The following is a 12,126-nucleotide window of genomic DNA, read 5'->3' as shown; positions in this document are numbered from 1 at the left end:
CGCTCATACACTTTGTTAACGTGCGTTTTTTTCTTTTTTAATTAAAATACCGTTATAAAATCACATATTTTTCAGCGTTTTTATTCGGCGTTTAACTTGTCTAAATTTTCATATAAACTTACGCTAAAAAATCTAAAATTGGGAATATTCAGAACATTTTTTCATTTTTATTTTCGATTGCGTAAACGAGCTAAAAAGTCCGCCATTTTCATTTCGGAATTATAGACAAATTCTTGCGTGATATTTTTCAAAATCTGCTGTTTTACAATTCCGTTTTGATTGCGCAAATAAGCTAGGAAATCCGCTGTTTTCATTACAAACAGATTCACGTAATCTTTGTCAGAATTTTACTTTTCGAAAATGTTTAATTACGTTAATATTTCGTGTAATTTGGCTTAATGCAGGTTAACGCCTAGTGTATGTGGCGTATTTTTCCGCCAGGAAAATATGCGCTCATACACTTTGTTAACGTGCGTTTTTTCTTTTTTAATTAAAATACCGTTATAAAATCACACATTTTTCAGCGTTTTTATTCGGCGTTTAACTTGTCTAAATTTTCATATAAATTTACGCTAAAAAATCTAACATCGGGGATATTCCGAACATTTTTTCATTTTTATTTTCGATTGCGTAAACGAGCTAAAAAATCTACGGTTTTATTTTCGGAATTATAAGCAAAATCTTACGTAATATTTTTTAAAATCTGCTGTTTTACGATTCCGTTTCTATTGCGCAAACGAGCTAGAAAGTCCGCTGTTTTCATTACAAACAGATTCACGTAATCTTTGTCAGGATTTTACTTTTCGAAAACGCTTAATTACGTTAATATTCCGTGTAATTTGGCTTAATGCAGGTTAACGGTTAGTATATGAAAAGTGCTGTTTTGTGTACGAGGATTTTCCGCAGGAAAATCAGATGTAGCAAAACGGCACTGACTTTTGTATTATGACTAAATTAAGCATTTTTTATATACGTTGTTAGCTTTTCGTTAATTTTTTTTACAATTAAAATACTGTTATAAAATCACATATTTTCAGCGTTTTTATTCGGCGTTTAACTTGTCTAAATTTTCATTCCTAATTTCGCAAACAGGCTAAAAGTCCGCCATTTTCATTTCAGAATTACAGACAGATTCTTGCGTAATATTTGTCAGAATCCCACAGTTTTTCATTTCCGATTGCATAAACAGGCTAAAGTCTGCCGTTTCTATTTCATAATTGCGGACAGATTCTTACGTAATATTTTTCAAAATATTCTGCGTTAAAATTCCATTTCTAATTGCGTAATATTTATCAGGATTCTACTTTTTTAAACCGCTTTATTTTTTCAATTTTTGCGTATTTTTTGTTAATGAAAGCTAACGGTTTGTATATGAAAAGTGCTGTTTTGTGTACGAGGATTTTCCGCAGGAAAATCAGATGTAGCAAAACGGCACTGACTTTTGTGTTATGACGAAATTAAGCATTTTTTATATACTTTGTTAGCTTTTCGTTATTTTTTTACAATTAAAATACTGTTATAAAATCACATATTTTCAGCGTTTTTATTCAGTGTTTAACTTGTCTAAATTTTCATTTCCGATTGCATAAATAGGCTAAAAGTCCGCTGTTTCCATTTCAGAATTACAGACGGATTCTTGCGTAATATTTGTCAGAATCCTATAGTTTTTCATTTCCGATTGCATAAACAGGCTAAAAGTCCGCCGTTTTCATTTCATAATTACAAACAAATTCTTGCGTAATATTTGTCAAAATTTACAGCTTTACGATTCCATTTCTAATTGCGTAATATTTATCAGGATTCTACTTTTTTAAACCGCTTTATTTTTTCAATTTTTGCGTATTTTTTGTTAATGAAAGCTAACGCCATGTGTATGTGGCGTATTTTTCCGCCAGGAAAATATGCGCTCATACACTTTGTTAACGTGCGTTTTTTTCTTTTTTAATTAAAATATCGTTATAAAATCACATATTTTTCAGCGTTTTTATTCGGCGTTTAACTTGTCTAAATTTTGATATAAACTTACGCTAAAAAATCTAAAATTGGGAATATTCCGAACATTTTTTCATTTTTATTTTCTATTGCGTAAACGAGCTAAAAAGTCCGCCATTTTCATTTCGGAATTATAAGCAAAATCTTACGTAATATTTTTCAAAATCTGCTGTTTTACGATTCCGTTTCTACTGCGTAAACGAGCTAGAAAGTCGGCTATTTTCATTACAAACAGATTCACGTAATCTTTGTCAGAATTTTACTTTTCGAAAACGCTTAATTACGTTAATATTCCGTGTAATTTGGCTTAATGCAGGTTAACGGTTTTGTGTATGATTAGAGGCGTGTTTTATGCAACTAATTTAGCAAATAAAAACCGAATAGAAAATCCGCGAGGATTTTCGTAAGTAGGCTTGAACTAGCCATTAATTATACACGGTGTTACCAAAAGTTATTTTTTTACTTTTTTAAATCTGTCCCAAAAGTTTGTTCCAGTTTTAAATTCATTATCATTCACTTTTTCCCATTTCCAAGAAATTTCCTTATCAGAAATGACTTTTGCTTGAGCAGGAAATAAATCAATTTCAATTATTTTATCATAACTGTTGTCAATTTCCAATTCAAGTGTTTCATAACCAATAAATTCAATTTTGTAGTTTGCTTTTGGGCTATTTTTATCGACTAAAAAAACTTTGTTTAGTTCATCAAAGAAGAAGTGTTTGCGGTCAGATGTTCGTATGACATTAGCTGGAATTTCAATTCCATTTTCGTCTTTAACTTTAAATTTAACTTTAATTTCTTTTTCAGATTTCGCTTTAGATTCCGTTATTTTAATTTCACTTTTTGAAACCTGTTCAGCTTTGTCAAAAACCAAGTTTAGTTTTTCGTCTTTCAATTCAAATTTTCCACTACCAATTGCCGAAACTCCTAAACATCCAGAAACGAAATAATCAAATCGATTATTTTCTTTAAAATCAATACACGTTACATCTGATTCACCAATTGGAATCGAACAATATTTTCCGATTAATTTTTCTTGTGAAAAAGTTGTAATCGTAATCAGAAGCATTATTGTTTGCAGTATGATTTTCATAATTTTTGGTAACGTTTTTGTGTAAGATTAGTTGCGTGTTTTAAGCACTAAAGTTAGCAAATAAATCACAAATAGAAAGTCCGGAAGGACTTTCGTAAATTGGCAAAAACCAGCAATTAATTTTATACGGTGTTGGCATTTCGTTGTTTTTATTCAGACTTTTAATTATTCGGGTTAATTCCGTTTATATTTTTTCAAACGTTTTAGCGAATTCGGTAAGCGACTTATTCTGCAAACTTGTTCAATTTCGTTTGAGTGAGTAATTCCTCAACTTGCTAAATTTCGCTTTCAATTTGATTTTTACAAATTTGCTTAAATTCCGTAATTGTTTTAATTCACTTTCTTTTTGTTAAGTCCATCGTAAAACATTTTAATAGTAATTAAACTCCAAAAAAGTCTATAAATCCAGACGTTGATTTCATATCCAAAAAATTCTGTTGAATCTGAATATTTCCAAAAACTATAGATTACGTTTCCTAAAGCAATTATTCCGAATATTATTGATGCAATTTTATTCATATGTATTTATTTTTTTAGTAGTTTATGTTAATGAATGCCAACGCCATGTGTATGTGGCGTATTTTTCCGCCAGGAAAATATGCGCTCATACACTTTGTTAACGTGCGTTTTTTCTTTTTTAATTAAAATACCGTTATAAAATCACATATTTTTCAGCATTTTTATTCTGTGTTTAACTTGTCTAAATTTTCATATAAACTTACGCTAAAAAATCTAAAATCGGGAATATTCCGAACATTTTTTCATTTTTATTTTCGATTGCGTAAACGAGCTAAAAAGTCTACGGTTTTATTTCGGAATTATAAGCAAAATCTTACGTAATATTTTTCAAAATCTGCTGTTTTACGATTCCGTTTCTATTGCGAAAACGAGCTAGAAAGTCGGCTATTTTCATTACAAACAGATTCACGTAATCTTTGTCAGGATTTTACTTTTCGAAAACGCTTAATTCCGTTAATATTCCGTGTAATTTGGCTTAATGCAGGTTAATGTGTTTGTATATGGTTTGTTGCGTGGTTTAAGCAACTAATTTAGTAAATAATTACCGACCAAGAAAGTCCGCGAGGACTTTCGTAAGTAAGCGAGAAGCCAGCAATAAATTATATACGGTGTTGTGCAACGTATTTTTTATGTCAGGTCTAATTCAAATTCTTTATTGTAAAAATCCATTCTTTCTTTCGGTTGATTTATTTCGGTGCTCCACAAAATTTCTTTGTTATTAAAATCTTTACAATGACTTAAACCATATTGTAATAATCCGCCTCCACCATCACTTGGGTCTTTCACTACTATTGATTCTGAAACTTCATCTATTTCAAAGTATTTATCAAATACATCTGCTTTCAAAGCCACATTTTCAAATGATAGTTTTTCTTTTACGCTTGGATATAAAATTCCTTCTATTGTTCCTCCGTCAAGTTCGTTCAGAAGTTTGTTAGCAAAAAATGCACTAAAAATATAATCTCTATCATTATCTGGATTAACATTTTTACTAAAATGAAAGGCTATAAATTTTGTCAAATTAATAACTGCTTCTTTTGTTTTTCCTTTAAAGTTCTTATTGACATCTTCGTAAAAACTTTGTTCCATTTCAAAACTATGTGGATTCATTGTTCCATTTGTAGGTTGAATATGGAATATTGGACAGATTTTAAAAGTATGTTTTTCTTTTACTTTCCAAATTGACTTTGTCACTAACTCTCCAACTTTTGGACGCATTTCAGATAATGCTGTTGTAATCATCGGTGCTCCATAAAAAATACTTTCCTTTTTTAAGTTGCATCTTCCATATCTGTTTACTTTTTCCGCTGGCGGATATTTTAGAAAATCAATATTTCTTATTCTTTTGTTAGTTCCTAAAATCCTCTTATTTACAGTTATTCGTTCTAACTTCTTAAAATCATAAAAGGCAACTAAATGTGTGAATAATGGTAAATATTTAGGTAAATTTCTTAAAATCCATTTTTCCCATTGTTCATCTATTCCACGCATTGAAATTTGATTGCAAGTATTAAGCAATAAATTAAATTCATTAATTTCAATTTGTGTTAGTTCTCTCATATGTTGCACAACGCCTAGTGTATGTGGCGTATTTTTCCGCCAGGAAAATATGCGCTCATACACTTTGTTAACGTGCGTTTTTTCTTTTTTAATTAAAATACCGTTATAAAATCACACATTTTTCAGCGTTTTTATTCGGCGTTTAACTTGTCTAAATTTTGATATAAACTTACGCTAAAAAATCTAAAATCGGGAATATTCCGAACATTTTTTCATTTTTATTTTCTATTGCGTAAACGAGCTAAAAAGTCCGCCATTTTCATTTCGGAATTATAAGCAAAATCTTACGTGATATTTGTCAAAACCTACTGTTTTACGATTCCGTTTCTATTGCGCAAACGAGCTAGAAAGTCCGCTATTTTCATTACAAACAGATTCACGTAATCTTTGTCAGGATTTTACTTTTCGAAAACGCTTAATTTCGTTAATATTCCGTGTAATTTGGCTTAATGCAGGTTAACGGTTTTATATATGGTTTGTTGCGTGTTTGAAGCAACTAATTTAGTAAATAAAAACGGAATAGAAAATCCCTAAGGATTTTCGTAAGTAGATAAGCACTAGCAATAAATTATATATGTTGTTGTAATTAGTGATTTTCTAACTAAATTTCTCATTTCTTAATTTTCAATTTTCCGTTTTATTTCTCTTTCTTTTTTTTACGTTTCTACTTAAAACTCCACTTTAATTAATTTCCGCCTATTTATTCACGCTTTATTTTCAGCGTTAACTTCTGCTTTTTTCACGTTTCTGCTTAAAACTCCGTTTTAATTAATTTCCACCGATTTATTCACGCTTCACTTTTCAGAGTTTAATTCTGTTTTTTTCTCTTTTTTAGGATTTACTTTCTAAAAATAGAGTAGCAGTCATTTTCAATTTTTCCAGCGTAATATTATTCAATATTAATTTCTAGAAAAGATAAATCACTAATTAGGAATTTCAGGCTGAAATTCCGCCATTAATTACAACGTTTTTATATATGGTTTGTTGCGTATTTCAAGTTCTAAATATATTAAATAAAAACGGAATAGAAAATCCCCTAAGGATTTTCGTAAGTAGATAAGTATTAGCAATAAATTATATATGGTGTTGCCACCAGTACTTTTTTCATTTGTTATCTTTTCGGTTTAATATTGAACTGTTTTTTCTAATTAAATACTCTTCTAATTCAAATCTACCAAATGAAATAGGTAGAGTTTTAATTGAACAATTTTTTAGAAATTCAGTTATTTTTTTGTCCTCAATATCTGAAAAATATCTTTTCCTACCATTTATTGTTTGTAACTTAAATCCTAAAATCGTTTCTCCTAAATTTCTTCTCAAAGCAGAGAAATATGTTCTTACAGAATGAGTTTGGTATCTTTTATTTATATCAGAACTTTCTCCAATATAAATTAATCCTTTTGTTTTATGTTCAACCCAATAAAGTCCTGCACTTGATTCTATTTGAGCAGAAAACCAATTGTATGCTTTAGCTTTTTTTAATTCTTTTTCTCCTTGTTCAATAATTTGGCTTTTGTTCGATTGAATCTCAAACCATAATTTTCTGTTTGTCTTTTCTTTAAATAAATTTCTTTTTCCAAGTTGGAATTTATTTAAGTTGGTTGGAATATTTACAATTCCAAACTCTTCTAATTCTTTTCTGCCAATTTCTGTGTTTATTGTCCTAATTTCAAAATCCGAAATATTCAAAAGTTTTTTTGAATCCCTTTTTTGTTTTTCAGATTTCAAGTAATTCTTAAAAAACGTTGAAGTTTTTTCTCTTGAATGTTGTTTTAATCTTTTAGATAAACTTTTCGATTCTCCTGTATAATTCCATAGATTCTTTTTGTCCGAAATTAGATAATTTCCATATCCATTTTCAAAGTCAGATTCAAAGTTTTTCCGTTTGCTTTTTTTCAGTTCGGTTAAGCCTGAAATTAAAATTAAATCAGAATTATTTTGACAGTATTTCCATTCTTTTGCGGTCATTTTCGGTATTGTTGGCAACGCCTAGTGTATGTTGCGTATTTTTCCGCCAGGAAAATATGCGCTCATACACTTTGTTAACGTGCGTTTTTTCTTTTTTAATTAAAATACCGTTATAAAATCACATATTTTTCAGCATTTTTATTCGGTGTTTAACTTGTCTAAATTTTCATATAAACTTACGCTAAAAAATCTAAAATCGGGAATATTCCGAACATTTTTTCATTTTTATTTTCTATTGCGTAAACGAGCTAAAAAGTCCGCCATTTTCATTTCGGAATTATAGACAAATTCTTACGTGATATTTTTTAAAATCTGCTGTTTTACGATTCCGTTTCTATTGCGTAAACGAGCTAGAAAGTCCGCTGTTTTCATTACAAACAGATTCACGTAATCTTTGTCAGGATTTTACTTTTCGAAAACGCTTAATTACGTTAATATTCCGTGTAACTTGGCTTAATGCAGGTTAACGTTTTTGTATATGGTTTGTTGCGTGTTTCAAGCATTAAATATAGTAAATAAAAGCGGAATAGAAAATCCCCTAAGGATTTTCGTAAGTAGGCGAGTACTAGCAATGAATTATATACGTTGTTAGGCACTTTTTTTTAATATTCTTTATTAACTTCAATTAATAATTCACAATTGGTTTTATAATCTATTATTTTTAAATCTGGATATTTTTTAATCATTTCGCCATTTTGATCTTCATGATATTCACAATCTTTCATTTGATCAAAAAATTTTTTCATTTCATCTCTTTCTGTTTCTAGTTCTTTATCGAATTTTATTAAATAAATCGAACTTGGTTTCAATAATTCAGCAAATAAATAAGGATTTGGAAATTCTAAATTTTGATTCTCATTTTGAACATCAGGGATTGCATGAACAGAAAATAATTTAGATAGTTGATTAATTTTATAAATTATATCTTCTTTATCATTTAGGTTTTTTGAATAATATTTATCATTTCTTAAATAGTGATTTAAAATATATAAAGCACCTAATGAATGAATTAAATTCTCAATATTCGCATAATGAAAATATTTATTTCTGTCATGCTTTATCTTATTATAAGCAAAATACCATTTCCAATTATTTATATCTTTATCACCATCTTTAAAACTATCAATTCTAAATGGGGATAAAAAACTAGAATCAAAAGTTCTTTTATCGCAGTTTTCAAAATCAAAATTGACTTCTTTCCGTTTTAAATTATACAATTTATCAAGTTCATCTATATATTCTTTAAACTTGACAAATGTTCTAATTTTATCATTTTTATCTCTAAATTCTATATTTTCAATTTTACATAATTCTAAAGCAATATTTTCACATTCTGAACAAGTTCTTAGAATTAAATCAGCTAGACGTATTGAAAATGTTTTTAATTGATTTTCATTTATATAAATTGAGTAACTTAATTCAATAAATTCTTCTTCTAGTTTTTTATATACAGAAAAGAATAAGTTTTCCATTTTTTTTTTTTAATTGTGCCTAACGGTTTGTATAAGATTAGTTGCGTATTTTAAGCACTAAAGTTAGTAAATAAATCACAGATAGAAAGTCTGCGAGAACTTTCGTAAATAGGCTAAAACCAGCAATTAATTTTATATGGTGTTAGCAATAGTTTGTTATTTCAAATTCCTCTTTTCCTCCTTTAATACTTTAATATATTCTTTGTAATATCCCGAACTCGCTTTTTTGGTTTTTACAAAAACCTCTCTCAAAACGTTTAAAAGTTCTCAAAATGAGTTACTATACTAGAGAGAAGTTAAAGTCCCTTAAAAGGGTTTAAAATGCCCTTTACAGGCATGCTGATTTTAAATCTTGAGAAAAAGCCTTAAAATAGCCCAAGAATAGGGTTAAAAAGTCGGGGACCTCTTTTCTTTCTTATATAACTATAGAGGTCCCCGACTTTTGAGGTACCTAAGATTTTATTTTCGTCCATCCCGAAACGCAAGATTTTGCAAGAACAAAAAATAAAATCATAAATACAATTTTATAAAGTACAGATTTTATATTTTCAAATTTTTCAAACATATTTTTTCTCATTTTTGGGTTTAATTATTGCTAACGCCATGTGTATGTGGCGTATTTTTCCGCTAGGAAAATATGCGCTCATACACTTTGTTAACGTGCGTTTTTTCTTTTTTAATTAAAATACCGTTATAAAATCACATATTTTTCAGCGTTTTTATTCGGCGTTTAACTTGTCTAAATTTTGATATAAACTTACGCTAAAAAATCTAAAATTGGGAATATTCCGAACATTTTTTCATTTTTATTTTCTATTGCGTAAACGAGCTAAAAAGTCCGCCATTTTCATTTCGGAATTATAAGCAAAATCTTACGTAATATTTTTCAAAATCTGCTGTTTTACGATTCCGTTTCTACTGCGTAAACGAGCTAGAAAGTCGGCTATTTTCATTACAAACAGATTCACGTAATCTTTGTCAGAATTTTACTTTTCGAAAACGCTTAATTACGTTAATATTCCGTGTAATTTGGCTTAATGCAGGTTAACGTTTTTGTATAAGCTTTGTTGCGTTGTTTAAGCAGTGAATTTAGTAAATAAAGTACGAACGGCGAAATTCCAGAGGAATTTCCCAAGTGAGCTAAAACCAGCAATAAAGTTTATACGGTGTTGTGGTGTCGTTTTTTATTCATTTACTTCATAAACTTGACCTTTCTTTGGTTCTCCTTTTTGTTTGTTTACAATAGTTGGTAATATCCAAATCAGTTTTTTTTCACTCAGACCATTACCATATTTTTGGTTTCTCCAATGTCCTCGTCTCCAATGTGGTTCAACAGTATAATTTCCGAAAAGTTCTTTGTTTTTATGCTTAAAAGATTGTCCTACAAAAGAAATTTTTGAAAATCCTAAACTCTCAATTTTTTTGTCAAGTTTAGAATTTTCACGTTTAGTTTTGGCAAATGTTCTTTTGCGGTCAAAATTATGTGGTAAACCTTTTGGAAAATTATTCTTTATGTCAACTTTTTCAGTCGGTTGAGATAGGTATAGTATGCAGTTTATTATGAGATTAATTGTATTCTCAAATAATTGTTTAGTAGAATTATAAAAATCTAATTCTGCATCTGTAACTTCTCTTTTAGAATTTTTAAGTGGGAAAATCTCCTTTTTTAGTTCTTTTAGATAATCATCTACGGAATTTTTGACAGTTAACTTGTTTTGTTTAGGGTCAAACCATAGCCAAACATTCCAAAAATCGCCTAATGGTGAAATATCATACTTTTCAACACCATCTATATTATATGGAAGTTGACTATTAACTTTTTGTACATACTCAAAATAGATTTTCTTAAACTCTCCAGTAAAAGTCAATCCTAATTCACAATAACCGTCATAGGTTTCTCCGTTTCCATTCCATATTTGGTGGTCAATGTAAACACCTTCTATAACTTCTTTACTATCTTTTGTTATTTTTAAATTCAATGGTTTTAAGGAAAGATAAAACCTATCGTAAGGTGGATGAAATTTATCGGCTGTTATTTCACTAACATCGGTTTTTTTAAGCATTTCTAGTAATTCTTTTGTGAATGCGAAAATATGTTTACCGTTTTTGTACCAATCTAACCATCTAGAAAATTCCCCATACTTATAGTCAATTTCAATTATTTCTAACTCTGTGAAATTCGTGTGTTTTTTAATAAATTCGTGTCGGTTTGTTTCTGTACTATCATAGTTTGGAATGAACTGTCTTAAAAACCCGTCATTATCGTTGGCAAAATTTCTGTAATTATTTTTTTTGTCAATAGAATATGGATAATAATAAAGTAATTCCGATTCTGTCATTTGTCAATTTTCTTGTTAGTTTCGATCTTGGATTCAATGTTCTAACGCAACAAAGCGTTGTTAATTTTTGATGCTACTAAGCTATGTTTTTTATTTCAATATCCATCATTTCTTTAGGCGTTTTGTACCCGATAATTTTCCGAGGTCTATTGTTTAATTTTTGTTGAATAATTTGTAGTTGATTTTCGCTAATTTCATTAAAATTAGTACCCTTAGGCAGATACCTTCTAATGAGTCCATTTGTGTTTTCATTGGTGCCTCTTTCCCAGGAAGAATATGGATGTGCAAAGTAAATTTTCATACCTGTTTTTTGCGTTATTTTTTGATGCCTTGCCATTTCAATTCCGTTGTCATATGTCATTGATTTTTTATAAATAGGATTTAATTTAGTGAATATTTCACTAAATTGATTGGCAACTTCCATGGCTTTTTTCGATTTTAGTTTAATGATTAAAGTGAACCTTGTTTTGCGTTCAACAATTGTTCCGATAGCACTTTTATGGTTTTTTCCAATGATTAAGTCGCCTTCCCAATGTCCAACTTCATCTCTAAGTTCAATATGCTTAGGTCTGTTGTCAATACTAACTTGATTGCTTATTTTAGAACCACCACCACGTCTTTTTTTATGAGGTCTGCGTCTTGTTTTTTTACGAACTAGAAGTTTGATTAGTTTTTTATTTAAACTAGCTTGTGGTCTGGTGTAAATGTGTCTATAGATAGCTTCATGTGAAATAGACATTATTGGGTTGTTTGGATATATCTCTTTGAGTCTTCCAGAAATTTGTTCAGGAGTCCAGTTAGATAAAAGTCCTTTATAAACAAAAAACTTGAGTAGGGAATAGGTGCTTATTTTATCAAGGTTTCTTTTGTTCGCATAATCATCTTTAGCGTTCCAATGTGCTAATTCAGCATCATATTTATCTTCTTTATTTTGTACCCATTTAGAGACTTCTCTAAAGATTGTTGAACGTGCTCTTTTTAATGTTTTAGCGATATAAGATTTAGACTTTTTTTCATTTAAAAGAGTCTGAATAATAACTCTTTCTTTTAGAGTTAAACGTCTATGCTTTTTTATTTTCATTTTACAAATCTATAATTTTAGATTTGTTGCGTTAAGTTATTGAATGGAGCGATGTTCGTCTGAAATGCACCACAACGGTTTATATATGGTTTGTTGTGTTTT

The 12,126-nt window shown here is 29.2% G+C and carries 8 protein-coding genes; all 8 read right to left on the bottom strand.

Translation table 11 applies throughout. From position 1 onward, the window contains the following. Window positions 1-167 precede the first annotated feature (167 nt). The gene (locus tag ABNT14_RS07400) at window positions 168-314 is read right to left on the bottom strand and encodes a hypothetical protein (protein ID WP_348719363.1); all 147 of its coding nucleotides are present in this window, start codon (window positions 312-314) and stop codon (window positions 168-170) included. Between the two features lie 2,129 nt (window positions 315-2,443). Continuing rightward, on the bottom strand, window positions 2,444-3,085 hold the full coding sequence (locus tag ABNT14_RS07395) for a hypothetical protein (RefSeq protein ID WP_145993574.1): 642 nt from the start codon (window positions 3,083-3,085) through the stop codon (window positions 2,444-2,446). A gap of 330 nt (window positions 3,086-3,415) precedes the next feature. Further along, on the bottom strand, window positions 3,416-3,604 hold the full coding sequence (locus tag ABNT14_RS07390) for a hypothetical protein (protein WP_145993575.1): 189 nt from the start codon (window positions 3,602-3,604) through the stop codon (window positions 3,416-3,418). A 627-nt stretch (window positions 3,605-4,231) separates the two neighbouring features. Further along, complete coding sequence (locus ABNT14_RS07385) at window positions 4,232-5,164, bottom strand: hypothetical protein (RefSeq protein ID WP_101902715.1); 933 nt, start codon at window positions 5,162-5,164, stop codon at window positions 4,232-4,234. A gap of 1,104 nt (window positions 5,165-6,268) precedes the next feature. After that, window positions 6,269-7,132, bottom strand: coding sequence for a GIY-YIG nuclease family protein (locus ABNT14_RS07380; protein WP_101903698.1), 864 nt, complete (start codon window positions 7,130-7,132; stop codon window positions 6,269-6,271). 602 nt (window positions 7,133-7,734) lie between these two features. Then, complete coding sequence (locus ABNT14_RS07375) at window positions 7,735-8,604, bottom strand: hypothetical protein (RefSeq protein WP_101902754.1); 870 nt, start codon at window positions 8,602-8,604, stop codon at window positions 7,735-7,737. 1,184 nt (window positions 8,605-9,788) lie between these two features. Beyond that, on the bottom strand, window positions 9,789-10,943 hold the full coding sequence (locus ABNT14_RS07370) for a hypothetical protein (protein ID WP_348719366.1): 1,155 nt from the start codon (window positions 10,941-10,943) through the stop codon (window positions 9,789-9,791). 76 nt (window positions 10,944-11,019) lie between these two features. Next, window positions 11,020-12,024, bottom strand: a complete 1,005-nt coding sequence (locus ABNT14_RS07365) for an IS30 family transposase (RefSeq protein WP_101903695.1) — start codon at window positions 12,022-12,024, stop codon at window positions 11,020-11,022. Between the last annotated feature and the right edge of the window lie 102 nt (window positions 12,025-12,126).

This window comes from Tenacibaculum dicentrarchi (genome assembly GCF_964036635.1).
Classification (GTDB): domain Bacteria; phylum Bacteroidota; class Bacteroidia; order Flavobacteriales; family Flavobacteriaceae; genus Polaribacter; species Polaribacter dicentrarchi.
The sequence above is the reverse complement of the archived record's forward strand: the minus strand, read 5'-3'. Positions and strand labels throughout refer to the sequence as shown.

What these genes read in the sequence shown, in the direction of transcription:
- ABNT14_RS07380 (WP_101903698.1), bottom strand. Translation starts at nt 7,132, where the DNA reads ATGACCGCAAAAGAATGGAAATACTGTCAAAATAATTCTGATTTAATT.
- ABNT14_RS07365 (WP_101903695.1), bottom strand. Translation starts at nt 12,024, where the DNA reads ATGAAAATAAAAAAGCATAGACGTTTAACTCTAAAAGAAAGAGTTATT.
- ABNT14_RS07370 (WP_348719366.1), bottom strand. Translation starts at nt 10,943, where the DNA reads ATGACAGAATCGGAATTACTTTATTATTATCCATATTCTATTGACAAA.
- ABNT14_RS07390 (WP_145993575.1), bottom strand. Translation starts at nt 3,604, where the DNA reads ATGAATAAAATTGCATCAATAATATTCGGAATAATTGCTTTAGGAAAC.
- ABNT14_RS07395 (WP_145993574.1), bottom strand. Translation starts at nt 3,085, where the DNA reads ATGAAAATCATACTGCAAACAATAATGCTTCTGATTACGATTACAACT.
- ABNT14_RS07385 (WP_101902715.1), bottom strand. Translation starts at nt 5,164, where the DNA reads ATGAGAGAACTAACACAAATTGAAATTAATGAATTTAATTTATTGCTT.
- ABNT14_RS07375 (WP_101902754.1), bottom strand. Translation starts at nt 8,604, where the DNA reads ATGGAAAACTTATTCTTTTCTGTATATAAAAAACTAGAAGAAGAATTT.
- ABNT14_RS07400 (WP_348719363.1), bottom strand. Translation starts at nt 314, where the DNA reads ATGAAAACAGCGGATTTCCTAGCTTATTTGCGCAATCAAAACGGAATT.